The 24,213-nt window shown below is 60.5% G+C and carries 21 protein-coding genes; 9 read left to right on the top strand and 12 right to left on the bottom strand.

The window, feature by feature from the left end; genetic code table 11:
* Positions 1–22: 22 nt before the first annotated feature.
* On the bottom strand, positions 23–1,192 hold the full coding sequence (locus tag BLT09_RS10715) for a glycosyltransferase family protein (protein WP_091592812.1): 1,170 nt from the start codon (positions 1,190–1,192) through the stop codon (positions 23–25).
* Positions 1,193–1,383: 191 nt separating this feature from the next.
* Here BLT09_RS10715 and BLT09_RS10710 point away from each other — a divergent pair, with 191 nt between their 5' ends.
* Positions 1,384–2,880, top strand: coding sequence for a lipopolysaccharide biosynthesis protein (locus BLT09_RS10710; protein WP_091592810.1), 1,497 nt, complete (start codon positions 1,384–1,386; stop codon positions 2,878–2,880).
* A gap of 38 nt (positions 2,881–2,918) precedes the next feature.
* A complete protein-coding gene (locus BLT09_RS10705; protein ID WP_091592808.1) occupies positions 2,919–3,941 on the top strand; it encodes a phosphoribosyltransferase family protein in 1,023 nt (340 codons plus the stop codon).
* Positions 3,942–4,081: 140 nt separating this feature from the next.
* Here BLT09_RS10705 and BLT09_RS10700 read toward each other — a convergent pair whose 3' ends face one another.
* The 8 genes from BLT09_RS10700 to BLT09_RS10665 all read right to left on the bottom strand — a co-directional run bounded on the left by BLT09_RS10700 (position 4,082) and on the right by BLT09_RS10665 (position 12,051).
* Positions 4,082–5,161 (bottom strand): glycosyltransferase, encoded by a 1,080-nt coding sequence (locus BLT09_RS10700; protein WP_091592806.1) that lies wholly within the window; start codon positions 5,159–5,161, stop codon positions 4,082–4,084.
* An 80-nt stretch (positions 5,162–5,241) separates the two neighbouring features.
* Positions 5,242–5,691, bottom strand: coding sequence for a hypothetical protein (locus BLT09_RS10695; RefSeq protein ID WP_091592804.1), 450 nt, complete (start codon positions 5,689–5,691; stop codon positions 5,242–5,244).
* Positions 5,688–7,148, bottom strand: coding sequence for a GMC oxidoreductase (locus tag BLT09_RS10690; protein WP_091592803.1), 1,461 nt, complete (start codon positions 7,146–7,148; stop codon positions 5,688–5,690). The genes BLT09_RS10695 and BLT09_RS10690 overlap by 4 nt, the downstream gene beginning before the upstream one ends.
* 89 nt (positions 7,149–7,237) lie before the next feature.
* Positions 7,238–8,569 carry a UDP-glucose dehydrogenase family protein gene (locus BLT09_RS10685; RefSeq protein WP_023796744.1) on the bottom strand — a complete coding sequence of 444 codons (1,332 nt, stop codon included), beginning with the start codon at positions 8,567–8,569 and terminating at the stop codon, positions 7,238–7,240.
* A gap of 61 nt (positions 8,570–8,630) precedes the next feature.
* Positions 8,631–9,500 (bottom strand): endo-1,3-1,4-beta-glycanase ExoK, encoded by an 870-nt coding sequence (exoK, locus tag BLT09_RS10680; RefSeq protein ID WP_167366402.1) that lies wholly within the window; start codon positions 9,498–9,500, stop codon positions 8,631–8,633.
* Positions 9,501–9,645: 145 nt separating this feature from the next.
* The gene (locus BLT09_RS10675; RefSeq protein ID WP_091592800.1) at positions 9,646–10,044 is read right to left on the bottom strand and encodes a hypothetical protein; all 399 of its coding nucleotides are present in this window, start codon (positions 10,042–10,044) and stop codon (positions 9,646–9,648) included.
* A 266-nt stretch (positions 10,045–10,310) separates the two neighbouring features.
* Positions 10,311–11,324 carry a glycosyltransferase family 2 protein gene (locus BLT09_RS10670; RefSeq protein WP_091592797.1) on the bottom strand — a complete coding sequence of 338 codons (1,014 nt, stop codon included), beginning with the start codon at positions 11,322–11,324 and terminating at the stop codon, positions 10,311–10,313.
* A gap of 406 nt (positions 11,325–11,730) precedes the next feature.
* A complete protein-coding gene (locus BLT09_RS10665) occupies positions 11,731–12,051 on the bottom strand; it encodes an exopolysaccharide production repressor exox (protein WP_236473765.1) in 321 nt (106 codons plus the stop codon).
* Positions 12,052–12,605: 554 nt separating this feature from the next.
* Between BLT09_RS10665 and BLT09_RS10660 the strand changes: the two genes are divergently transcribed.
* The 3 genes from BLT09_RS10660 (at position 12,606) to BLT09_RS10650 (ending at position 15,622) form a co-directional block, all read left to right on the top strand.
* Entirely contained in the window at positions 12,606–13,280 is a 675-nt protein-coding gene (locus tag BLT09_RS10660) for a sugar transferase (RefSeq protein ID WP_091592795.1), read from the top strand.
* A gap of 170 nt (positions 13,281–13,450) precedes the next feature.
* Positions 13,451–14,659: a polysaccharide biosynthesis/export family protein gene (locus BLT09_RS10655; RefSeq protein ID WP_091593002.1), complete on the top strand. Its 1,209-nt coding sequence runs from the start codon at positions 13,451–13,453 to the stop codon at positions 14,657–14,659.
* Between the two features lie 204 nt (positions 14,660–14,863).
* Positions 14,864–15,622, top strand: coding sequence for a class I SAM-dependent methyltransferase (locus BLT09_RS10650; protein WP_091592793.1), 759 nt, complete (start codon positions 14,864–14,866; stop codon positions 15,620–15,622).
* A gap of 133 nt (positions 15,623–15,755) precedes the next feature.
* Here BLT09_RS10650 and BLT09_RS10645 read toward each other — a convergent pair whose 3' ends face one another.
* On the bottom strand, positions 15,756–17,018 hold the full coding sequence (locus tag BLT09_RS10645) for an O-antigen ligase family protein (protein WP_091593000.1): 1,263 nt from the start codon (positions 17,016–17,018) through the stop codon (positions 15,756–15,758).
* Positions 17,019–17,473: 455 nt separating this feature from the next.
* Here BLT09_RS10645 and BLT09_RS10640 point away from each other — a divergent pair, with 455 nt between their 5' ends.
* The 3 genes from BLT09_RS10640 (at position 17,474) to BLT09_RS10630 (ending at position 20,761) form a co-directional block, all read left to right on the top strand.
* Positions 17,474–18,403 (top strand): TIR domain-containing protein, encoded by a 930-nt coding sequence (locus BLT09_RS10640; RefSeq protein ID WP_091592790.1) that lies wholly within the window; start codon positions 17,474–17,476, stop codon positions 18,401–18,403.
* A gap of 213 nt (positions 18,404–18,616) precedes the next feature.
* Complete coding sequence (locus BLT09_RS10635) at positions 18,617–19,369, top strand: SDR family NAD(P)-dependent oxidoreductase (RefSeq protein ID WP_091592787.1); 753 nt, start codon at positions 18,617–18,619, stop codon at positions 19,367–19,369.
* 51 nt (positions 19,370–19,420) lie between these two features.
* Positions 19,421–20,761 carry a glucoamylase family protein gene (locus tag BLT09_RS10630; protein ID WP_091592785.1) on the top strand — a complete coding sequence of 447 codons (1,341 nt, stop codon included), beginning with the start codon at positions 19,421–19,423 and terminating at the stop codon, positions 20,759–20,761.
* A gap of 184 nt (positions 20,762–20,945) precedes the next feature.
* Here the strand turns inward: BLT09_RS10630 and BLT09_RS10625 are convergent, their stop codons facing one another.
* Positions 20,946–22,382 (bottom strand): aldehyde dehydrogenase family protein, encoded by a 1,437-nt coding sequence (locus tag BLT09_RS10625; RefSeq protein ID WP_208602495.1) that lies wholly within the window; start codon positions 22,380–22,382, stop codon positions 20,946–20,948.
* 262 nt (positions 22,383–22,644) lie between these two features.
* Here BLT09_RS10625 and BLT09_RS10620 point away from each other — a divergent pair, with 262 nt between their 5' ends.
* Positions 22,645–23,676 carry a hydroxyacid dehydrogenase gene (locus tag BLT09_RS10620; protein WP_091592779.1) on the top strand — a complete coding sequence of 344 codons (1,032 nt, stop codon included), beginning with the start codon at positions 22,645–22,647 and terminating at the stop codon, positions 23,674–23,676.
* Between the two features lie 29 nt (positions 23,677–23,705).
* On the opposite strand, the gene BLT09_RS10615 is transcribed toward BLT09_RS10620, so the two are convergent.
* On the bottom strand, positions 23,706–24,191 hold the full coding sequence (locus BLT09_RS10615) for a hypothetical protein (protein WP_091592777.1): 486 nt from the start codon (positions 24,189–24,191) through the stop codon (positions 23,706–23,708).
* Positions 24,192–24,213: the final 22 nt, after the last annotated feature.

The following is a 24,213-nucleotide window of genomic DNA, read 5'->3' as shown; positions in this document are numbered from 1 at the left end:
CCCATGTCCTTCCCTAGCCATCCTAAGCCAGTGCCTCGGCAGCATATGAACCGGGCGCGACCGTCAACCCGCGAAGCTTCTCGACGAGCGCCCGGCAATCGCTGCGATCGTGGCTCCAGGTTCGCGGATTGCGGGCAAGAACACGCGCCCGCAATTTCCCGAAACGATGCTCCTCCAACTCGCCCAAGGCAGCCTCGAGTGCCTCGGGAGTGGCTTGAGGCAAGAGAACACCGATTCCCTGCTGGTCGAGGAACCGGCCGGTTTCGGTGTGGCCCATCGAGATCGGCACGGCGCCGAAGCGGCAGCCCTCGTAGAGGCGGTTGGGCAGCAGCCATTCAGAATTCAGCCCCTGCTCGAAAAAATCGATGGCCCAGGAAAAATGAACCTCACGGTAGATCGTCGCCATATCTTCGGGATTCCGATAGGGTCCGCCGAACGAGAGCCAGGGCTCAGATTCGACGAAACCGTGGAAATCCGGAAATTCGGAAAGCGCCGGACGGCCCCTGAGGATGATTTCGAAGTGGCCCTCGTGTCGCCGGGAAAATTCGGCCAGCAGTTCCAGGGAGCGGCGGCATCGGAGCGCGCCGAACCAGCCGATCCGCCAAGGCGGAGCGACGGGCTCCGCCGCCGCGCGATCATTCAGCGAAACCGCGGCAGGCTCGAAATATTTGTTTTCGAGCAGTTCGACCGGCGCGGCAATCTGGCCGAACGGCTTGAAATAGTTTGCGATGAAGGCCGGCGAACTGGTGACCAGCAGCTTTACATCCCTGGCCAGATAGCGCTCCGCGCCGCGCATCGCCTTGCCCAGAAAATCGCCGCGAAGCATCAGGCGATGGATGTCGAGACACTCATAGACGATCGGCACGGTTGTCTGGAATGCCGATTTGGCACGCCGGGCAAGCGCCAGCATTTCCAGATTGCGCGCGATGATGAGGTCGGGTCTGGGCATCGAACCGAGTTTCGACCCGATCGAAACCGCCGCCTTGGTGACCGCTGCCAGCCGCTGGGCGAATCGCCCATCGCGCGTTGCGCCAAGATCGATCGGATGCAAGCCCTCGACCTCGGCGATCGGGCTTGCTGACCGGCGAAAGCCTGCCAGTGTGACCTGGGCACCGCCTGCCTTGAGCATTATGATCCGCCGGCGCACTGCCGGATCGGAGACGTCGTGCACCAAGTACAAGACATGCAGCATGAAAAACTCGACCGCTGTTGGCCCGCCCGAAAGAATCCTAGTACAGCTCGTGCTGCATCGCAACATTTTTGGTGCAGCGTAGCAAAAATCAATGTTTTTTGTTGCGCTGCAATATTATTGCCGTAGTTTGATGGTGGCATCGGGCATCGGCCGGGACTCCGGGACCGGCACGAAAATCAGGGACCCTGAATTTGCAAGCCAATGCATTCGACCCGCCAGAGGGCTCTCTCCGCAGATCGGTCGGACGCGGCGCCATCATTACGGCTTTGGCGCAATCGGTGCGGGTTGCGACGCAGATCGTCTCCGTCATCGTGCTGTCGCGCCTGCTCTCGCCGCAGGACTTCGGCGTCGTGGCGATGTGCGCGCCTGTGCTGGCGTTCATCGCGCTGTTCCAGGATTTCGGCCTGACCCAGGCGACGGTTCAGAAAAGCGGAATCAAGCATGAAGAGGTCAATTACCTCTTCTGGGTCAATGTCGCGGTTAGCGCATTGCTCGCCTGCGTGCTTGCCGGCGCGGCGCCTCTGGTCGCCGCCTTCTATGGCGAACCGCGGGTGTCTGGTCTGGTGGCAGCACTCGGGCTGCAGATCATAGCCTATGGGCTGGGCGCCCAGCATCTGGCGCTGCTGACACGCCGAATGCAGTTCGCCCGCTTGGCCATCATCGACGTCGCAAGTGCCATTGCCGGCCTTGCCGTATCGATCGCCTGGACTTTCATCGACCGTTCCTATTGGGCGCTTTTTGCCGGCACCCTGACAGCAGCCGTACTGCCCACGCTTTGCTACTGGGCAAACTCGCGATGGCGCCCCAGCCTGCCGCGCAAGGTCAACGGCATTAGCGAGCTGATCAATTTCGGCGCCGGCATCACCGGGTTCAACTTCGCCAACTTCTTTGCCCGAAATCTCGACAATGTGCTGATCGGAAAATACTGGGGCGAAGCGCAGCTTGGACTCTATGACCGCGCCTACAAGCTGCTTCTGTTTCCGTTGAGCCAGATCACCAATCCGCTGTCGAAGGTCATGGTGCCGGCTCTTTCCAGGCTGAAGGACGAGCCGGATCGCTACCGCAGCGCTTATCTTCGCGTCATGCCGCTGATATTGCTGGTCGCACTTCCGGGTGTCGCCTTCGCCATCGCCATGGCCGACGTGCTGATACCGTTCGTGCTCGGCGAGCAGTGGCGGCAGAGTTCCAGCATCTTCCTGGCGCTCGGTTTTGCCGGTCTGCTGCAGCCGCTCAACAACCCGGCGGGATGGCTTTTCATCAGCCAGGGCCGCTCGGGCGATTTCATGCGCTGGGGCATCATAACAGCCTTGACGTCGGTGCTGGCCTTCCTGATCGGCCTGCCCTATGGCGCGCTGGGCGTGGCGATCGCCTATGCGGTCAGCGAGTATCTCAGAACGCCTTTTCTGTGGCTGTATATCGGAAAGACCGGGCCGCTGCGGGCAAGCCATATGCTTCGCGCGGCAACGCCCTTCGTGCTTGGCGCGCATCTGGCGCTTGCCGCGATCTGGTTCGCCAAGCCGTTGCTGCCGCAACAGCACATCTTCGCGATGGCGAGCGCGGTCGCGCTGTCCTACATGATCACGGTCATGACCGCGCTGGCGTTTGCTTCCGGCCGCGAGGCGTTGCGGGAGGCCCTAAAACTACTGCCGGCGCGGGCGCCTAAGGCCGCACCAAGCGAGGCGAAGTAACTTGCACGGACATCCATACGAGGACCAGGTCTGATCCCATGCACTACCGATCGATCTCCGACATGAATGATGCGATTGTCAGAAACCTTCACCGGTTGCCGCGCGACATCGACCTGGTGGTCGGGGTCCCGCGAAGCGGCATTCTCGCCGCCACCCTGCTCAGCCTGACGGCGAACATTCCGATGACCGACCTGGATAGTTTCCTGGCCGGTAAGATCTATACTTCGGGCGTCACCAAACGGCGCGCCGCGCTCGACCGCCAGGCGACCGATATGCGCAAGGTCCTGGTGATCGACGACAGCGTCAGCGGCGGCGCTGCCATGAGAGAGGCGCGCAGCCGGGTAGAGGCCGCCGGCATCAAGGCGGACTTCACCTTTGCCGCGGTGTTCGGCCTGCTGCCCCAACACGAGGAAACCGACATCGTCCTCGAGGTCGTGCCGCATCCAAGGATGTTCCAATGGAACTTCATGCACCACAAATTCCTCGCGCAAAGCTGCGTCGACATTGACGGCGTGCTTTGCCTGGACCCGACCGAAGCAGAGAATGACGACGGCCCCGCCTATGAGAAATTCCTGGGCGAAGCGCTGCCTCTGTTTGGCCCGACCCGCAAGATCGGCTGGCTCGTCACCAGCCGGCTCGAGAAATACCGCGCGCTTACCGAAGCATGGCTGGCAAAGCACGGCATAGAATACGACAAGCTGATCATGCTTGACCTGCCGAGCAAGGCTGAACGGCAACGGCTTGGCGTGCATGGCAGTTTCAAAGCCGATTTCTACCGCAAATCCGATGCCATCCTGTTCATCGAAAGCGAGCACCAGCAGGCCCTCAAGATCGCCGAGCTTTCCGGCAAGCCGGTGCTGTGCGTTGAAACGCATCTGGTAATTTATCCTGACACGCTGTCACTTCCGGCACTTGGACAGGCGGCGCGCAACCTTCCGGGCAGGTTAAGGCAGATCAGTTCGCCTGACGGGCGCAAGACGGCAATCAAGACCGTCGCGCGCACGCTGCTTGGCGAACGCGGTTACGAGACGCTCAAAAGCCGGGTCAAACGACCGGCTTGAACCTGGTTTCGGGACTTAAAGCGCGTCACGCGACGCGCGCTTTGTTTTGTTTTATGCAGTCGTTATCGCAAAACCGCTACGCACCCTCGGGTCAGGCCGCCCAGGGTCAGGCCCGAGGGAATGCTTTTGCGCGACATGGGTTAGGCGGCTTGCCGCGAAGGCCGTTGTGTCGCCCTCTCCAGCATCGAGAAGAAGGTCGCGAATTGACCCGCCGGATCGAGTTCCGGGCGCTCGGAGAATGCACGCGCCGCCGCTGAAAGCCGCCCATATTCCAGGCTGTCGGTCCACAGACGCCTGACCACTGCCACCCAGTCGGCGAGTGGGGCATCGTAATCCAGCACCACGCCACCGGAGCCGATCGCTTCGGGCAGGCCGCCACGACGCGAGCCGACGACTGGAATGCCGCTGCAATGGGCTTCCGACGCCACCCGACCCCAGGCCTCTTCCCATTTGCTGGGAGCCAGCAGGATTTTCGTGCGGCCGTAGACCGTCTTCATGTCGTTGGTCCGGCTCTCCAGGGTGACGTTGCCGAGCGGCGCGATCGTCTGCTCGATCCGGGCCCGATGATCATCGTCAAGCTTCCAGCTTTCGACGAACAGGAACGGGATTTCAGAGCAGGCGGCGGCGATGCGCACCGCAAGCTCGAAACCTTTTTCCTCATAGGGGTTGATCAGCGTGACAAACTCGCCCGTCGTCGGCGTGCGGTAGAGCGCGGGATTGATGGTCGGCGGTATAACCGTCGAATCGATATCGAATTTTGCCTTGTAGGTGCGCGCCGTGAACTCGGAATTGGCTATGTAGAGCGCCGAATGCAGCTCGCGCAGATCGCCGCCCAATTCGTGGAACTCGACATTCCTGAGATAGACGACTAGCGGCACGCCTTCGGCCTGCAGCGCCTTGCCGATCGGAACCGACTTGTGGCACTGGACCACGGCGACATCCGGCCTCAGCTTTTCGACGGCGAAACCCGCCGCCTCCCAGGGAAACCAGGCGCGCACGACCGGATAGCCTGGAAAGCTGTCGATGACAGCGCGCTGCCTCAAAAGCTTCATCTTGGCGCGCGCCTTGTAGCCGAAGACGCCCTGGCCGAACAGGGCGGCGAGCACCGAAGCCTCATGCCCGTGCTCGCGCAACTGTTCGGCAAGGTGATGGGTGCTGGACTGGACACCGCCGCTGAACTGGGGCGTGTAACCGTTACCGCCTGCAAAAAGCACTTTCATGGTTTCGGCTCCTTGTCGCATTCTCAAGTTTACGGGCAATGACGCACGGCTTATTTACGGATGCTGGCTTGCGAACCGCTTCAAGCATCCTGCTGCGTCTCCAAATTGGCGAACGGATTGGTACACGGCTGCCATCCGGTGAACCGGACCGGGTCGGCTGGCGAACTGCGCCGGGCGTAGTCGGTCAGCATATGGAACTCGGCAATGACCCAGCGGTCGAAATGCCTCAGGTCCTCTTTTTTCTGTTCGGGCAGAAACCGGCGTGCGGCACCCAATTTCAGCGCCTCAAGCACAGTGACAGCATCGCCCAGCTTTGTGTTTGGAAATATCCAGGGGTTCCGCTTCTGGAATTCCAGGACGAACTGCTGCAAATGTTCGATGCGCATGTTCAGCCTGCCGAAATATCTTTCGAGCGTGACGCGCACCAGGTCTTCGTCCGAAAGCGAGGAAACGGTGGCGTAGGCGATGCCGGTCGAAGCAACTCCGCCAGCCATGATGGCCAGTGCCGCGCGTCGCGAAACCTTGGTCATCCGGCCATTTCCTTTCCTGCTATCCGGCTCGCCGCCCGCAGGGAGAGGGCTGCCGCCGTCAGGCTCGGGTTGGCGCAGGAACAGCTTGGATATGTGCTCGAGCCGACGACAACCAGGTTCCTGAGCTGATGGTGGATCATGTCCCGATCGACCACCGAATCCGCCGGGCTCGAGCCCATCCGCAACGTGCCCTGGACATGCGACTCGGTGCGCCGGATGCCGCGATCGAAGATCTCTTCGACCGGCAGCGGCGCCAGAAGCGCCGCCAATTTCTCCTTTGCCCGCGCCATGCCCTTGACCGCATAGTCGGATGCTCCCGCGAAACTGACGAAGGCGTTTTCATCCTCGTCGAGAATCACGAGATTTTCCGGGTCGAGCAGGTCTTCGGTAACAATGATGATGGGAAGCGTCTGACGGACACGTCCCTTTTCAGGGCGCATCCCGTGCTGCCAGCGGTTTTCGAAATAGACCAGCGCCGCCGCATGGTCCGATCTGTGAGCGCCGTCATAAAGGCCGAAATTCAAACCGGTGGTGATGGTGCTTCCGTCGAAATTATCGACACCGTCGAGATAGGCTTCGAAATTCCATCCGTAGGATTCGTGCAGGCCGCGCCCGACGAATTCGCCCGACAGGCCGGACCGCAACATGATCGCCGGGCTCTGGATGGCATTGGCGCCCAGTATGAAAAGATCGCCGCTGACCGAATATTCCTTGCCCTCATGCACGAATGCGACCGAACGGACCGAACCGCCGATATGGTCGAGCCGGCGCACTTCAGCGCCAAGGCAGACCGCAACGTCGGGATGCTCGAAGACGTGCATCAGGCCATTGTTGGCGGTGAATTTGGCATCGACCGGGCATAATCCGCACCGCAAGTTGGCGCAGCAAGAAGACCGTTGCGCGGTCGGCACGCGCGCGCGGGCTGTCGGCATGACAAAATGCTGGTCCGGCTGCGCCGCTTTCATCATTCGGTCCGGCGTCGACATGTGATGCGGTGGCTGGGGAAATGGCCTGGAACGCGGCATCATCGCCGCCATGTCGGGGTCGCCTGAAATCGACATGACGTCCTCTGCATCGCAGTAAAACGGCTCGAGCTCGTCATAGCTGATCGGCCAGTCGTTACCGACGCCGTAGAGGCTTTTCAGCCTGAAGTCGTTCGGGTGAAAGCGCGGCGTCTGGGCGAACCAGCAATTCGTTCCGCCACCCAATCCGATGGTGTAATTCCACGGCTTGTCAGAGTTGGTCTTGTAGGTGGTCTTGTCCTCGATGTCGGTGTTGACGTTCTGCTCGAGCTGCCATTCATGCGTGTTGTGCCCGCCCCATTCCAGAACCAGAATGCGTGCCTTTCGCTGCTTGGCGAACGCATGCAGGAAGAAGGCCGAACCGAAACCGGAACCGACTGCGACAAGATCGAAATGCTCGTTGGCGATCTGTTCCGGCCTGATGCCCAGCACCATCAGAGAAGACCCCTTGTTGACACGAGCGCGTTCATCGAAGCCTTCGCGATCGTCCTTGATGTCCTAGCCACCGGCCTGTCCGCCTGATCTCACGCCGCCATCCTGCCGATCGAGTGATATTCGATGCCGTAGCGAGCGATGACCTTGGGGTCGTAGAGGTTTCGACCGTCGAAGATGATCGGCGTGGACAGCGCATCCTTGATCGCGTCGAACGACGGTGCCTTAAAATTCTTCCACTCGGTGGCGATCATGAGCGCATCGGCGCCACGCAGCGCTGCCTCCTTGGTCCCGCACAAGAGCAGATCCTCGCGCAGTCCGTAGACGGCCTGGCATTCCTGCATCGCCTCGGGATCGTAAGCCTGCACTTTGGCGCCGGCCTTCCAGAGCGCTTCCATCAAGACCCGAGCCGGCGCCTCACGCATGTCGTCGGTATTGGGCTTGAACGCCAGGCCCCACAGCGCAAAAGTCTTGCCCTTCAGATTGCCGTTGAAACAGCGGTTCACCTTATCGAACAGGACCGATTTCTGTTCGTTGTTGCGTTCCTCGACGGCGCGCAGCAGCTTGGCATCGAATTTGACGCCTTCGGCGGTCTTGATCAGGGCGCGCACATCCTTGGGGAAGCACGAGCCGCCATAACCGAGGCCCGGATAGATGAAGTGGTAGCCGATGCGCGGATCGCTGCCGATGCCCTTGCGGACCTCCTCGATGTCGGCGCCGAGTTCCTCGGCCAGATTGGCCATTTCGTTCATGAAGCTGATCTTGGTCGCCAGCATGCAATTGGCCGCGTATTTGGTGAATTCGGCGCTGCGCACATCCATCACGATCATCTTCTCGTGGTTGCGGTTGAATGGAGCGTAAAGCTCACGCATCACCGCCTCGGTGTCCTCGCTGCCGGTGCCGACGATAATGCGGTCGGGCTTCATGCAGTCGGCCACCGCGGAGCCTTCCTTGAGGAATTCCGGATTGGAGGCGACGTCGAAAGTAAGATCCTCGCGGCCCCGCGCCTTCAGCGTCACGGCGATCCTGGCCTTAATCTTTTCGCAGGTGCCGACCGGCACGGTCGACTTGCCGACGACGATCTTGGGCGCATCCATCTCCCGGCCGATGGCCTCGGCAACGGCCAGCACATATTTGAGGTCGGCCGAACCATCTTCGCCCGGAGGCGTGCCGACAGCGATCATCTGGATCTGGCCATGCTTGACGGCGGCCGCGGCGTCGGTGGTGAACTTGATGCGGCCGGCCGCATGGTTCTCCTTGACGAGGTTTTCGAGCCCGGGCTCGAAAATCGGAATGAGGCCCTGATTGAGCCGCTCCACCTTTTTCACGTCGATGTCGACGCATAATACCTGATGGCCGACTTCGGCAAGCACCGCCGCCTGCACCAGACCGACATAGCCGATTCCAAAGACCGTCAAATTCATTTGATTTCATTCCTGTTCAAGACTTCGGAGCGCTTTCGGCCCGGCCGGTTCAGATTGGTCTCTACTTAATGCTGCATGCCAGCGATTCCGGAAACTGGCATGGCTGGCCGAGCGCCGTGAATGCGATGCGATCCACTTGCAAGGTAAGCTTGCGACCCGGATCCGAAAACGGCCCGAGCCATTCCTTCATCGTGTTGCTGCCCCAGAGGCTAAAAAATATCTTTTGCGCATGGCTGGGCAGCTTTGCCGGATCGGTGATCGTGTTCACCAGCTCGCCATTGACGTACCAGCGCAGCCGGTCCTTCTCCCAGACGAAGGCGTAATCGTTAAAAGCCTTGTCGGTGCCGCCAGCTACATCGACCACTTTCTCGTTATTGCCCTTGCCGGCGATGTAGGCGTTGACCTGCACTTTGGAGGTGTCCTTGGTCAGCACCTCGAAGTCGATTTCATCCCACGGCTGCTTGTCGGTTGGGCCGATGTAGGTGAAGAAGGAGGCGTTGATGCCAGAGCCCGAATCGGTTTTCATCCGCGCCTCATAGGTGCCATAGCCGAAGCGCTGCTTGGATTGGACCTCGCCGCAGGCAAAGTCGCGATCCTTCACCTTCTGCTTTTCGAAACCGAGCGTCAGCATGCCATTGGAAAGCTTGACCTGTCTTTTGGACCAGATGCAGTTCTGATACTTGCCGTTCGCCCAGCCGTCGGCAATGTACCAACGCGCCCGGTCGAAGCTGGTGAAATCATCGACGAACGATGGCGCAGTCGGGATGTCCTGCGAACGGGAAGGGGTCGGGCCCGCAACCAGGCTGCCGAGTGCGACCAGCAGAAACGCTCCGCCCGAACATAGCTGCCTCAGTTTCCCTTGCCTCATCATGCGCGTGAACGGCCGGTCGCCGGTTGCTGGGGTGGACGTGCTTTTCGAATCCGCGTTCATACCAAACTCACCTTGTGCTGTGCGCCCCCCCAACCCAAGTCGATGTTCAAAACCATGACGAAACGAGCTGATCTTGACCTTCTGCCGGTAGCGTCCCCGGTTGCCTGCTTCTTGCCCAGTGGCGCCAGCCAGGCTCTTTGAAATTTCACCCCGCGCCGGCGGCAGGGTTGGCGAAATCGGCCTTGGTGGCCGAGCCAGGTTGGGCGCTTTCATCGAAGATAGCATCCAGCGAATGCCGGAGACCCTTCATCAATTCGTTCTGGCGGGCGAGCGCCGCGATGCGCCGCTCGTAATTCAGGATCGACTTCGTCAGTTCGCTGACCTCGGAGGATCTGCTGGAGGAGGCCGCGCCATTTTCCATCGCCTCGACCAGGAAGGCGGCGTTGGTGGCCTTGGTCCGGTAGCGATTCTCAAGCCCGTTTTTCTCCGCCTCGATCTCGGCTGCGATCTGGTCAAGCAGCTTTGCCAGGCGGTCAAGGCGCGAGATATCGGTCTGCCTGTCTCGAGCCGGATCCCTTGATCTGAAGCCAAATATCGAGGCCATGCGCTCAGTTTCCTGTCATAGCCGGCCTAAGCTGTCCCTTGTGCCCGGCCGGGCCAAAAAAGTTCTTGTCGCATCGTCCAGCTCCTCTGACAGGCGGACATTTTCGGCCGATTCAAACAGCCAATCAGAATTGCTGCACCGCAACATACATGCCATTCCCAAAGCGAGTAGGCAACCACCTAGTGCGGCGAATCGGAAATTCGCATCGCTTTGAGGCAGGGTAAGGACCTGTTGACATGATCGGTGTGGGGCGCCGGCGGACCAGATCAAGCCTCGCCGACCGGGCTGGTTGCGGCCATGAGAAAGCGCCGCGACGGCACAGGCTGTTTCGAGCCAAAGCCGGCGCGGCGAAACAGCGCATCCAGCTTGTCGGCGGCCACGCCGCGAACGATGGGGATGAGATTGGATTGGCTGGCCAGGGCGTAGGCCGCAGCCGCTGTCAGCCCTCTCTCGTTCTTCACGTCGAGGAAGTTTCGCAACCGATATTTGTCGCGCACCTGCCGTTCGTGCTTTCTGAGCACGGCCTTGGAGCCTTCCGGCAAACTGTCGATCGCCAGCAGCGCCAGATCCGCGTCGGCCAGACGCTTGAGATCCTGCGTCTTGTGCTGGCCGCTCAGCGAATCCGCGCGAACGATCGCGCCGTAGCCGCAGGACCTGATGACCTTGAAGCGCGCCCCGCAAGCAACTGCGCGCGCGTAGAGTTCATAGTCTTCGCCCAGCCGCAGGTTTTCGTCATAGCGCAGCCCATGCCGGTCCAGAAAAGCGCGGCTGATCACCGGTTTGAGAAAACCCAACTCACCTCTCTGCACACGACGACTGGAGATGTTGCCTTCGATGAAGCGCTCGAAATCGAGAAATTCCGGATCGGCCGAAAACCGCGGAGCGGTGATTTTCGAAACGTCGGTCGCCGCATCGTCCCTGATCATCATGATGTTGTCGGCAGCGAAATCCCAATCGGCGCTGGCGAACAACTCGCGAAATCTGCCCTCGAGAAAAAAATCGTCGGCGTCCAGAATGCTGATGAACGGCGATTTGGAACTGACGATCGCGGCGTTGCGGGCGAAGGAAGGACCGCCGTTGACGTCGAGCCGGATGACGGAAAGCCTGCCGCTGCCATCGTCGGCCGCTCGAACGACTTCCGCGGTATCGTCAGTGGAGGCGTCATCGACGACGACGACTTCGGCCACCTCCGGCTCGCGCAAGGCCGATGCGATGGCAACCGCAATTGTCCGCGCCGCGTTGCGAGCGGCAATGATCACGCAGACTTCCGGTTCTGTCATCAATTCGCCTCTCGACTGCACAGGTAGCTCCGAATTTTCTCCCCAATGCAGCTCTCGTTCTCACTGACTGCCCGGCTGTACGAAACGTCAGCCGGCGCCTATGCTGCGAGTGCGAAGCATCGTTAAAATCACTCGCTCCGTCCAGTCTTTCCTTTCGGGGTCGTCATGGCGCAAATCGACGGGCGGTGAAATGCCAGCGGATAGGCGGGCCGCTTCGCACACCGTCCCTGCCCATTCTGGATGGGTGATCAGCGCACTCGAATCGCTGATCACCAGGTCGATCGACAGGGTTTAGGCAGTGGTGGCCAGGGAATCCGAGGCTGAAGGGAAATCACAAGTCGGTTGCCCAGGATGCTGTCGGGCGAGCAGTGCGCCAGGGACCCGGCCGACGCTACCTGCCGTCAGGTCAGTGGAGGCTTCTCCTGGCACTGAACTTCTCGCCATCGGCCGCTTCGGTCGAACTCAGCTTTCGTTCGACGTCGCGAATCTTGTCAGCCGACGTCGGGGTATTTCTGGCAACCATGGCGAAAACGAGCAGAAAGTAGCCCAGTTGAATGACAATGGCGCAGGCTATGGCGCGAAGAAGCGTTGTGCCTAGCGAAGCGCCGTCGAGATAAGACCAGGCGACCACGATCGCCAGCGCGAAAATCATGCCGATAATGAATTTTGGTAGCGACATACCCGACAGCCCGTCAACCTGCTCGGGCAAAAATCGATGATTGACCACCCCGAGCCTCCCTTCGCCATGCGAGCTTGTTGAGGCCACCCGCCTTTTGGCCGGTTGCTTCCGGCCTTCCCACGCTGTCCATACTCTGACAGAAACAATTTGCAACTCTATTAAGGTGTGCAATAGCGGGCAAGGCCAGCCGCAAATTATTTTGCATAAGTTCGGGGGATCGACTCTGCCATGTTGCGACGCACACCCCGGCATCACAACCAATCACCCGGTATGGACTCACGTCAGTAAGAGCCGCAATATTAATCAGTATTTTACTTTAGGAGCGCTTTATATTTTAAAAAGCTACAGCACGATAATTCTCAACCACGCGGCACAAAGAGCGATACGCCCAAAATCAGCCTCAAAAAGGCACTAACTTTTTCAAGGTTGCCCATAATTTGTCACGAACGCGCCATAAAAGGCCAAAATTTGCGCAGGATCGGTTTATTATTTAATCAATGCATGACGCGATTATTTCAGGCGCTCAAGGAATTGTGTGTTGCGATGCAGCATTTTTTTGATATCGTGCGGCAAACCATCCGTTCAACGTATGGAGTTTATGCATGAGGGACGTAGCCAAGCCGGCCGACGCGGATTTTCCACAGGCCGGTATCGACTTTCCACCAATCGGCGGCCTGCTCAAACGCAGCTTCGATATCGCCGGTTCACTGATTGGGCTGGTTGCTCTCAGTCCGTTGTTTGTGATGGTCGCGCTGCTTGTCAAGTTTTCCGACGGCGGGCCGATTTTCTACGGTCACAGGCGGATCGGGCGGGGCGGACGGATTTTCCCGTGCCTCAAGTTTCGCACTATGGTGCAGAATGGCGAACAGGTGTTGGCGGCATACCTTGCCGCCAACCCGGACGCCAAGGCCGAATGGATAGCTACCCGCAAGCTCAAGAACGATCCGCGCGTCACGCGTGTCGGGGCCGTGCTGAGGAAGCTCAGCCTCGATGAACTGCCGCAGATCATCAACATCCTTCAGGGTGACATGAGCCTTGTCGGTCCTCGCCCGGTGGTGCGTGACGAGCTCGAAATCTACGGCAGTTCGGCCGTCTATTACCTGAAATCGCGCCCTGGCCTGACCGGGCTCTGGCAGGTCAGCGGCCGCAATGACGTTTCCTATGACAGCCGTGTCGCGTTCGATCGCCACTATGTCGAAAACTGGTCGCTGTTCGAGGACATTCGCATCATCATCAAGACCGTGCCTGCCGTCTGGATGTCGCGGGGCTGCTATTGACCGGCCGGCAGCCGGTTGTGCGCGGAAGTGACTGTCCAGACGCCAGGCATTCTGCAGCAAGCTTCATCGGACCGGCCCAAAGCGAATCGGAAAACATACAGTTGAAAACAGACATCTTCGAAATCTCCTGGGCCGGCACGGTTAGCAATCGCATGCGACCGATGCGGCTTATGACCACCTGCCTCGCGCTGGCGCTCGCCGTTCCGCAACTCGCCGCGGCCGACGAGTACCGGCTTGGATCCCAGGACAAGCTGACCATCCGCGTGGCCGAATGGCAGACCGTTGAAGGCACGTTCCGCGACTGGACAGCCGTCAACGGAGAATACACGGTCGGCCCGTCTGGAACATTGTCGGTGCCGTTCGTCGGCGAAATGCCGGCATCCGGCAAGACCACATCCGAGATCGCGGCGGCGATCAGCCAGGCGCTCCAGCGCAAGCTCGCTCTGGCGGACCGGCCGGAAGCCTCCGTCGAAATGGCGCAGTACAGGCCGTTCTACATTTCCGGGGAGGTGCAGACGCCGGGCCAGTATCCCTACGTGCCCGACCTGACCGTCCTGAGGGCGATGAGCATCGCCGGCGGTGTCCGGCGGGCCCCCGAAGGACAGCGGTACGACCGCGACATGATCAACGCCAAGGGCGAGTTTGACGTTCTCCAGGACCAACGGGTCCGACTGATCGTTCGGCGCGCGCGCATCGAAGCACAGATCGCCGACAAGCCGACATTCGACGTGCCGAAAGAGCTGGCCGAGGATCCGAAGCTGGCAAGCATCGTTGCCGACGAGATGGCGATCCTGACGGCCGATCAAAAGAATCTCAAACTGCGCCTTCAGGCGCTCGACGATTTGAAGAAGCTGCTGCAGAGCGAGATCGATTCGCTGCAGAAAAAGATCGTCAACCAGCAGCGGCAGGTCGACCTGGCAAAGGAACAGCTCAGCGGCATCGGTTCGCTGGCGCAAAAGGGCCTTGTGGTCAACACTCGGGTTCTGGGTTCGCAGCAAACGATCGCCGACCTGGAAGGACAGATCCTGGATTACGAAACGGCTATCCTCACCGCCAGGCAGTCGATCAGCAAGGCCAACCAGGACGCCATCGACCTGGAGAACACCCAGAATGCCGACCTCGCCACTGGCCGGCAACAGGCAGAAGCCGATCTCGCCGAAACAATGCTCAAGATGAACATGCACACCGGCCTGATGGCCGAAGCCATGTCGGGGAACCCGGCGCTACAAGGCTATCGCGACGGCGAAGAGCCAACGATGTCGTTTGGCCTGGTCCGGATGGTCGACGGCAAGACCAGCGAAATCGCCGCCAGCGAAGATACACCCGTGCTGCCTGGGGACGTCATCAAGGTGAAGCTGGTGCCAATGGCAAGCCAGTAAGCCTTCGAGCGATCGGCGGATCCGATCAAGCCGAACAAGATTCGATCGGCAAAGAGTTCGACCCGGACGAGTTCGACCATGAACTCGTCGACACTGTGCTCGCTGCCCGACAAGCCAGCCTGCCGCCAACTCGGGACGTGAGTAATTACAGCGCAAGGAGATGTTGTGCTTTAGCTGCAACTCAAATCCGAGGAGGACTTCGTCATGCACAGTGCAAGGGACGAAATCGTCAGTCGAGAAAGAGAATTTCACAATCTCAGGTTTAGTCAGGAGGAGGATCCAAGAGGAAGCCTGGACAAGTGGTATCGAACGATTCGACATGGCGCTGAACGTCAAGACGAGCAGATAAAACGGCTTTCGAAAAATGCAGACGTGCTCGAGTATGGTTGCTCCAATGGCGGGTGGTCCCTGCATTCCCTGCACCTGCCCGATCTTTGCCGATCTCTGACGGGGATCGATATTTCGGATGTAGCAGTAAACAAGGCGAACGAACGGGCGAGCGCGCTTGGAAGCACGAACGCTACATTCCTGGCGATGAATGCGGAAGCCATGTCGTTCGAGGACAACAAGTTCGACCTGGTGTATGGACGCGGGATCATCCATCACCTGGACCTGGACCGGTGTTTTTCCGATGTGGTCCGTGTCCTGAAGCCGAACGGCGTGGCGTCCTTCTACGAGCCGATGGGACACAATCCGCTGCTGAATGCCTACAGAAAGCGGACACCCCTCATCCGCACCGCTGATGAACATCCCTTGCTGATTTCGGACTTCGCTTTGGCCCGCCGCTATTTCAGCGATGTCCAGGTGGACTATTTCGGCCTGTGCTCCGTAGGAAGCGCGCTGATGCCGCGAACCATCTCGGAGACCGTCTACACGGTTGGCAAAGCTGTCGATTCAGTGGTTTTGACGCTTCCCTTTGTGAAGCGGTTCGCATGGTACGCGCTCCTGACCCTCAGGGCCTGATCAACAGGCAGCAAACCCGACTCGGGCGAGGCTCGCCTGCTGCCTGTGAGATGAGATGATTGCTTGGCCTTGGCGCTGTCAGGCGGCGTTTTTGTGCGCGCCACCAAAATCAAGGTAATATTTTAGCCCTTGCTTAGCGCCCTGCGGTTTCTGGTTCCGCGAGGTCCGCTGCGGTCCATCGGGGACGGGCGACATGCACCCTGACCAGCTTGAAGTAGCTGTAATACAGGAGGAAGGAGCCCGTGATGTAGGGGTTGAAGGTGTCGATCTCAACGAAGGACCGAATGAACAAAAGCACCATCACGCCGGCAAGAATCACCGACTCGGCTTGCCATGCCCTGAATATCAGGGCCGATATATGGCCCCATAGCGTGCGCAGGATGATCAGCGAAATCAGCGTCGCCCCGACATAACCGAGCTCGACGAGGGCTTCGATATAGGTGTTGTGGAAGTGGAAGCCGCTTCGGGTTGTGATGTAGAATTCGTTCCAGAGCCGCTCGGCCTCGGCGAACCCCTGCACCCAATAGGCCGCGTAGCCGACGCCGAGGACTGGCGCCTGCTGCGCCGCTTCCCAGCCCTGCTCCCAAAGATAGGTCCGTCCGGTGAGCGTGGAATCCTTTCCGAAGGCGCCAAGGACGAAATCCAGAAGTCCTGCAAAGGCAACCGCGGTGACCACGACCAGCCCGCATGCGCCGACCACGAAAATCACCCGTCGGTAGCGGAGTGGAAGCTTTTTGGCCATGGCAAGCAGAGCCACCAGAGCGAGAACTGCCGGTATCGAAGCCGTCGAGGTGGCGGAATGCGCCATGATCAGAAGATAGGCCGATAGGACGAGGATGGGCGCCGTCAGGATGAAGCTTATCCGGCCGCGCCTGAGAAAAACCAGGAAGACAATGCAAAAATAGATGCCAAGGGAGGCGACAAAGCCGATCTGGTTCTTGGAGCTGAATGCGCCGACGAAATTGTACGTCCCGTCGAGCATATCATAGGAATAACCCCCGACCTTGAGCGAATAGAGCAGGACGACAAAAATCCCGATCAGTGAGCCTATCGTCAACGTCCGGACGCTGACGGTGCGCGCGGCGATGTAGGCGCAGGCGATATGGGAGCAATACTGGATTGACGTCCTCAACGTGATGCCGGGGGCATCCGACCAGAACACCGAGAGGCAGACATAGAATGCAAACGCCAGCGGCAGCCACGCGCTGGAGGCATGCCGCAACAGCCGCCGGTAGTCTACCAGAATCAGGGGAAGCCAGACCGCATAATAGGCCAGGATCAGGATCGGCCCGAAAACCGAGGAGTAGGAGAACGCCCAAATGGAGATGGCAACAGCAAATGCGCCGTAGACGGTGCTCTTCTCCGGGTCGACCAACAGAGATTTTGGAATCTTCATCTCGGTAGCGAATTCCCGTCCATGCAGTTCAATGCCGATTCGCCGCCGCGCCATGCGCGAACGCTCTCATTGTGCAGTGCAATATAACCCATCCCCCACAGCCTGTCACCCAAATGAGGCAAAAACAGCCATAAGGCGCCCGAGACAGCGGTAAAAGGCCACGACAGGCCGTGCGGCAAGAACCCGAGCATCCCGGCGCAGGGCTGGGGCATCGCTCTCGGCGCCGTCAAACACCATCGCCGCCGCATTTAACGAGACGGTCGGCATGACCGCCGCGCGGAACTGTTTTTGCAGTTGCTTTCAGCACCGGACCGAAAAATAGCAGCCGGCATTCGTTGCATCCTGCAATGAATGAGGCCCTCCGCGTACGCTATCTCGGGGACAACCAGACGATGGCCACACCAACAATTGGCAGACGCTGGTCGTCCCCGATCTGTTGAGTTGGAGCAAAACGGATGGACAAACCTCGAATCTTCCTGGGCTCGTCGGGGAAGCAGAAAAAACTGCTGCAGGCGCTGACACGCGGTCTTGAAGACATCGCGCATGTGGAACCCTGGACGACGTCCTTCAATCCGGGGACAACCACCCTGGGGCGCCTGCTCGAGCTTACGCGGGAAGTCGACTTCGCCGCTTTCGTCTTCGCCCAGGACGACTGGACCAGTGGAAGCCTGCCAGCATCATCTGCTCCTGTATCCGCTCAGGCTTCTCCGCGAGACAATGTCGTCTTCGAAGCCGGCCTTTTCGGCGGAGTCCTTGGAATGCGCCGAACGTTTATCCTTCATGCCAACGGTTCCAAGCTTCCAAGCGATCTCCTGGGCCTGACGTCCGTGAGGTATGGCGAAGCGACGACCGCCGCGGAGATGAGAGCGGTCAACCAAAAGCTGCGAAAAGCTGTTGAAAATGAAGGCCGCGTCGCCCGAATAGAGGGCCTTTGGTGGCAATTTTCCCTGTCGGAGCGGACCGCAAAGGAACCGTCCGCCGTGAGCCTCCTGCGTATCGCGCGAGACCGCGATGGCGCGTTGGAGTTGGCCGGCCGCTCATGGCAAGAGAATGGCAGTCTGTCAGCCAGATACTGGAGCGAGGCGGTAAAGGAGAGAAAGGAGCCTGCCGGCATCTTCTACTTTTGGAATGGAGAACGGCCCTTGGATGCTAACGCGTCGCAGTTGTACGGGACGGGGGAGATTCGGCTGGAGTCCGCCGATCGCGCGTCCGGGTACTTTACCACACGCGCCGACACGCAGCCAAAACTGAACGCGCGCACCTCAGGCGTTTACTTGCGCGCCGAACCGGAGGACTTGAGCATCCTGGACGGGCGCGACAACCAGCGACGAGTGGAGTTGATCGCGGAGCGGCTGAGCCATTGGAAGTCGATCAAGAACGTTTGAACTGTGCGCGTGGAAGTCGCCTCGCAGAGACGGCAGCCCCAGCATCGAATGGTCAGGTCGTAGCCAAGAGCGGCTCTCAACCGCCTGCTCCTGGCCCGCCATGAACCTGTTCGAGGCTCCAGTCCCCGGCTTGAACTTCTCCGCTGTTGACTTCACATTCGCCGCCGGCGGTGTCGCCAGCGCCCGTCGGGGCGGGCAAATGAGGGAGACCATATGCCAATGAGTTTTGCGGGACGGTTTGCCGGACGATCGGCGGTGGTCACCGGTGGCGCCTCAGGCATCGGCCTGGCCGTCGCGCAACGAATCGTTGAAGAGGGCGGGCGCGTTTGCGTCTGGGATCGCAACTCCACCCAGATCGAGCAGGCCAAGGCTGTCATCGCCGACTTGCACGGCGTGACCGTCGACGTCGCCGATCCTGTAGCGGTCGCACAGGCCGCCCGGCAGACGATCGAAGCCCTTGGCGCGGTCGATATCCTGGTCACCAGCGCGGCCATCACCGGACCGAACATGACGACCTGGGACTATTCGGTGGAGGATTGGCACCGGGTCATCGACATCAACATCAACGGCGTCTTCTACTGCAACAAGGCGCTGGTTCCGCACATGCTCGAGCGCAATTACGGCAGGATCGTCAACATCGCTTCGATCGCCGGCAAGGAGGGAAACCCGAATGCCTCTGCCTACAGCACCTCCAAGGCGGCGGTGATCGGCCTGACCAAGTCGCTGGGCAAGGAACTGGCGAAGACCAAGGTGACGGTGAACTGCGTCACGCCGGCAGCGGTGCGCACCGCGATCTTCCAGCAGATGAGCCAGCAGCACATCGATTTCATGCTGTCGAAAATACCAATGGCGCGGTTTGGCGAGGTCGAGGAGGTGGCGGCGCTGATCTCGTGGATCGCTTCCGAGGAATGCTCCTTCACGACGGCTGCCGTTTTCGACGTTTCCGGCGGCCGGGCGACCTATTGAAGCAACTGGAACGATTTGCAACCTAGGACGCCGGACTGGAGTTTACGTCGTTTGCTTAGGATCGAACCTCCACAGTCCGACGAAGAACTGCTCGACCGCTTCCAGCGCGCCGCCTTCGGCTATTTTCTGGAAACCGTGAATGCGGAAAACGGACTGGTTGCCGACACGTCGCGGCCAAATTGGCCGGCAAGCATCGCGGTCGTCGGCTTCGCCCTGTCCTGCTATCCGGTCGGGGTCGAGCGCGGCTGGATAGCACGAGACGCAGCCGTGAAGCTGACGCTTGCCGCACTGCGTTTCTTCTGGAACAGCCGGCAAGGCGATGGCGACGACGTCACCGGCCACAAAGGCTTTTACTACCATTTCCTCGACATGCGGACCGGCCTGCGCGCCTGGCGATGCGAGTTGTCGGTGGTTGACACGGCGCTGCTGATGGCCGGCGTGCTCACGGCTGGCGCCTATTTCACAGGCGACACTGACGACGAAACCGAAATCCGCGAGCTGGCGGAAATGCTCTACCGACGCGTCGACTGGCGATGGATTCAAGGCAGCAGACCGATCTTGCGACAGGGCTGGAAGCCGAAGAGCGGCTTTCTGCGTTATGGCTGGGAAGGCTACAACGAAGCGACGATCCTTTACGTCCTGGCAATGGCCGCCCCCGACAAGCCAGCCTCGGACGACAGCTATGCCGGCTGGACGGCGACATATCAGTGGGAAAACATCTACGGCTACGACGTGCTCTATGGCGGCCCGCTGTTCATGCACCAATTCTCGCATGCCTGGATTGACTTCGATGGCATCCGGGATGCGTTCATGCGGGACAAGAACTCGGACTATTTCGAAAACAGCCGCCGCGCGACCTACCTTCACCGGGACTATGCGCGGCACAACCCCTCTGGCTATGACGGCTACGGCGAAGCACTTTGGGGACTTTCGGCGGGTGACGGACCCGGCAAATTCCGCGCGCGGATCGAGCGGCGGCCGCGCAAATTTTCCGGCTATGCAGCGCGCGGCGCACCGTTCGGCCCCGATGACGGAACGATTGCGCCGTGGTCGTATCTCGCATCGCTGCCCTTCGCACCGGAAATCTGCCTGCCTGCGCTGCGCCACCTCAGAGAACGCCACCCTGAGGTGGTCGACGGTTTCAGGATGCCGAGCGGCTTCAACCCGACGCTGGCGAACCGGCGGAAGTTCGGGCCGAGCGGCTGGATATCGGATGCGCACTATGGACTGGACCAAGGCATCGTCGTGCTGATGATTGAAAACCACCGCTCGCGGCTGATCTGGGAGCTGATGCGGTCGAGCCCGCATATCCGTCGCGGCCTGTGCAAGGCCGGGTTCTCCGGCGGCTGGCTGTCGCAGCCGGCGAGCCCTCCTCGCAAGGACCCCTGCTGAATGACGGCTAAAACGCGCCGCGTTTGACCGGCCTCCTGCGACGCGCTTTAGGTTGCTGTTTCATGCATGTGCGCGACATGCATTAGCGCCCAGTGGTCGCTGTCGTTTCGGCCACGAAGACGTTCGCCTTCCCGGCAACTCGCGCTGCTGGGAAGGCCGTTCGATTTCGTCTGGCTTGATTTACTTAGCCGGCGAACGTGTAGGCGGTCTTTACCGTAGTGTAGAATTCCGCTGCGTAGCGGCCTTGCTCGCGCGGGCCGTAGCTCGATCCCTTGCGTCCGCCGAAAGGCACGTGGAAGTCAACGCCCGCCGTCGGCAGATTGACCATCACCATGCCGGCCTCCGAGTTGCGCTTGAAATGCGTGGCATGCTTGAGGCTCGAGGTGCAGATGCCCGACGTCAGCCCGAACGGCGTGTCGTTCGCTACCGCCAGCGCCTCGTCATAGTCCTTGACGCGGATGACGTTGGCGACCGGCCCAAAAATCTCCTCGCGTGAAATGCGCATGGCGTTGGTGGCTTGCGTGAATAGCGCCGGTTGCAGGTAGAAGCCGCGGGTTTCGCGATCGAGCCGCTCACCGCCGAAGGCGAGATCGGCGCCTTCCTGGCGGCCGATGGCGATATAGTCTTCGTCCTGTTTCAACTGGCTCTGGTCGACGACGGGTCCGATCTGGGTTTTCGCATCGAGAGCGTCGCCGACGACCAGCTTGGCGAGGCGATCTTTCATCGCATCGACGAAGCGGTCATGGATGCCGTCCGTCACGACCAAGCGGGACGACGCCGTGCAGCGCTGGCCGGTCGAGAAGTATGCGCCATTGATCGCGCAGTCGACGGCGACGGCAAGATCGGCATCGTCGAGCACAACGAGCGGGTTCTTGCCGCCCATTTCGAGCTGGTACTTGCGCATGTGCTCGACGCTGGCGGCAGCCACGCGCTTGCCGGTGCCGACCGAGCCGGTGAAGGTGATGGCATTGAGGTCAGGGCTGTCGAGCATGGCCTGGCCGACTACCGAACCCTTGCCCATGACGAGATTGAGCACACCCTTAGGCAGGCCCGCACGGTGCAATATGTCGACAATGGTCCAGGCGCTCTCCGGAACCAGCTCGGCCGGCTTGAAGACGATGGTGTTGCCGTAGGCCAGGGCAGGAGCTATTTTCCACGCCGGGATGGCGATCGGGAAATTCCAGGGTGTGATGATGCCGACGACGCCGACCGCTTCGCGTGTGATCTCGACACCGACGCCGGGCCGCACGCTTGGAACCAGCTCGCCTGACAGGCGCAGCGTCTCACCAGCAAAGAAATCGAAGATCTGGGCGGCCCGCACGGTTTCGCCAATCCCCTCGACCAGCGTCTTGCCCTCCTCGCGCGCCAACGCCCGGCCGATTTCATCTTTCCGCGCGGTGATCTCGTCCGACGCCTTCCTCAGCACCGCATGGCGTGCCAGCAAGCCCGATCGGGACCACGCAGGAAATGCCGCTTTCGCCGCCGCGATGGCCTGCCGCGCCTGCTCGGCGTCGCCCGACGCATATTCGCCGACCACGTCGTCGAGATTGGAAGGGTTGATGTTGCGGGAGCCGGCATCGCCCACCCACTCGCCATCGATGAGGTTCTTTCGAAACGGGATCATGTCGCTGTCTTCCTTGTCCTTCGATTGCCGTCTATCTGGACCACCAGCCGCCACACCGCAAGGCCGCCAGCGGCAAAGTTCTGCTCCTCGACAGGCATGTGCTAAGCAGGTTTCGGAAAAGTGTTCGATTGTTTTCCGATAAAAACCTGCGACAAACACAAACCCGGCAGGCGAAGCCCGGCAAGCCTGCTTGGGTGTCGAGGTGGTAAACCATGATTCTAGTGCGGCGCGACGCGGATCGCGCCAGGAGGAGGCTGCCATGTCCGACAGCGCGTTGCCGCTGGTGATCAGCGCGCCCGAGCCACGCACGCTCGACCTGATTTTCACGCCCGAGGCACTGGCGAGATTCCGCGCCAGATACCGTATCGTCGAAACGTCGCCAGAAGGCGTCGCGGCCCTGACACACGATGTGCTCGCCGAGGCGCGCTACATCGTTGGCCAGCCGCCGATCGCGCCGGAGACGCTGGAAAGGATGACGGCGCTGCGCTGTGTCTTCAATGTGGAGAGCAACCTCATCAACAACATGCCGTATGAAACGCTGTTTTCTCGCGGCATCCATGTCGTCACCACCGGCATGGTGTTTGCCGAGCCGGTGGCCGAGCTCGGTCTTGCCATGGCGCTCAACCTCGCCCGCGACATCGTCGACGCCGATCTTGCGTTTCGTCAGGGCAAGGAGCTGTGGGGCGGCGAGGGCAACCGGGCGGCGCGGCTTCTCTCCGGCGCGGATGTCGGTATCATCGGCTTCGGCGATCTCGGCCGTGCGCTCAACCGGCTGCTGTCGGGCTTTCGCACGCGGACCAAGGTCTTCGATCCGTGGCTGCCGCCCTCGATCCTGATCGAGAACGGCGTCGAGCCGGCTTCCCTCGACACGGTTTTGTCGAGTAGCGATTTCGTCTTCGTCGTCGCTTCGGTGACCAGCGAAAACCAGGGTTTTCTCGGCACTAAGGCCTTTGCCAGGATGCGCAAAGGAGCCGCCTTCATCCTGCTCAGCCGTGCCGGCGTGGTCGATTTTCCGGCGCTGATGGATGCAGTTCGCAGCGGCCACATCGTCGCCGCCAGCGATGTGTTTCCGCAAGAGCCGCTGGCGCAGGACCATCCTGTCCGCACGCTGCCCGGCTTCCTGCGCTCCGCCCACCGGGCCGGCGCGCTCGACATCGCGTTCAAGCGCATGGGCGACATGGTGCTGGAAGACATGGACCTGATCGACCGCGGCCTGCCGCCAATGCGTTCGAAGCGGGCCGAACGCGAGACCGTTTCGCGCATGCGCTCGAAGCCGGTCGACAAGAACTGAGCCGTCAGGCCCAGCGGCTGCGAGGTCTCTCAGATGGTGAACGACCAGAACAGGCAGGCGAGCTTCGCTGCGGCGAAGACGACAAAGAACAGGCTTCTCAGCAGGATATTGCGGCGCAGTTCGTTCATGAAGAGATGGCAGCCGACGACGGCCACGACAAACAGGAACCGCCAATTCAGCAGTGCCGGCAGGACATTGCTTCGATCGAAAGCCCATCTGGCGGCGAGGCCGCCAATGATGGCCGCGAACAACACGATGACTGTCCAGAAGATCGCATCCGCAGCATGTGTCAGGACGATGCCGGCGACCCTGATCGGCAGGATCATCATCAGCATCGCGCTGAAGAAGTACACGGCCGCGAGCGGGATAAACGTCCCGGCATCGGCGACGTCGTCCAGGCGTTCTGCGCCAATCGCACCAAAGGGATAGCCATGCCTGGCCACCGCCAGGCTGAGAGCCATCAGCAAAGCCGTCAATATGGCCACCAATGCGAATGAAGTGAGGGCTTTGCTCATAATGGTCCTGCTCGGAACGAAT

Source organism: Mesorhizobium muleiense (assembly GCF_900099905.1).
Taxonomy (GTDB): Bacteria; Pseudomonadota; Alphaproteobacteria; order Rhizobiales; family Rhizobiaceae; genus Mesorhizobium; species Mesorhizobium muleiense.
Note: the sequence above shows the minus strand (reverse complement) of the source record. Positions and strands in the feature narration are given on the sequence as shown.

Bases quoted from the DNA above. Each gene is read 5' to 3' on its own strand.
- BLT09_RS10715 (WP_091592812.1), bottom strand. From the start codon at position 1,192: ATGCTGCATGTCTTGTACTTGGTGCACGACGTCTCCGATCCGGCAGTG.
- BLT09_RS10705 (WP_091592808.1), top strand. From the start codon at position 2,919: ATGCACTACCGATCGATCTCCGACATGAATGATGCGATTGTCAGAAAC.
- BLT09_RS10700 (WP_091592806.1), bottom strand. From the start codon at position 5,161: ATGAAAGTGCTTTTTGCAGGCGGTAACGGTTACACGCCCCAGTTCAGC.
- BLT09_RS10695 (WP_091592804.1), bottom strand. From the start codon at position 5,691: ATGACCAAGGTTTCGCGACGCGCGGCACTGGCCATCATGGCTGGCGGA.
- BLT09_RS10690 (WP_091592803.1), bottom strand. From the start codon at position 7,148: ATGGTGCTGGGCATCAGGCCGGAACAGATCGCCAACGAGCATTTCGAT.
- BLT09_RS10685 (WP_023796744.1), bottom strand. From the start codon at position 8,569: ATGAATTTGACGGTCTTTGGAATCGGCTATGTCGGTCTGGTGCAGGCG.
- exoK (WP_167366402.1), bottom strand. From the start codon at position 9,500: ATGAACGCGGATTCGAAAAGCACGTCCACCCCAGCAACCGGCGACCGG.
- BLT09_RS10675 (WP_091592800.1), bottom strand. From the start codon at position 10,044: ATGGCCTCGATATTTGGCTTCAGATCAAGGGATCCGGCTCGAGACAGG.
- BLT09_RS10670 (WP_091592797.1), bottom strand. From the start codon at position 11,324: ATGACAGAACCGGAAGTCTGCGTGATCATTGCCGCTCGCAACGCGGCG.
- BLT09_RS10660 (WP_091592795.1), top strand. From the start codon at position 12,606: ATGAGGGACGTAGCCAAGCCGGCCGACGCGGATTTTCCACAGGCCGGT.
- BLT09_RS10655 (WP_091593002.1), top strand. From the start codon at position 13,451: ATGACCACCTGCCTCGCGCTGGCGCTCGCCGTTCCGCAACTCGCCGCG.
- BLT09_RS10650 (WP_091592793.1), top strand. From the start codon at position 14,864: ATGCACAGTGCAAGGGACGAAATCGTCAGTCGAGAAAGAGAATTTCAC.
- BLT09_RS10645 (WP_091593000.1), bottom strand. From the start codon at position 17,018: ATGAAGATTCCAAAATCTCTGTTGGTCGACCCGGAGAAGAGCACCGTC.
- BLT09_RS10640 (WP_091592790.1), top strand. From the start codon at position 17,474: ATGGACAAACCTCGAATCTTCCTGGGCTCGTCGGGGAAGCAGAAAAAA.
- BLT09_RS10635 (WP_091592787.1), top strand. From the start codon at position 18,617: ATGCCAATGAGTTTTGCGGGACGGTTTGCCGGACGATCGGCGGTGGTC.
- BLT09_RS10620 (WP_091592779.1), top strand. From the start codon at position 22,645: ATGTCCGACAGCGCGTTGCCGCTGGTGATCAGCGCGCCCGAGCCACGC.
- BLT09_RS10615 (WP_091592777.1), bottom strand. From the start codon at position 24,191: ATGAGCAAAGCCCTCACTTCATTCGCATTGGTGGCCATATTGACGGCT.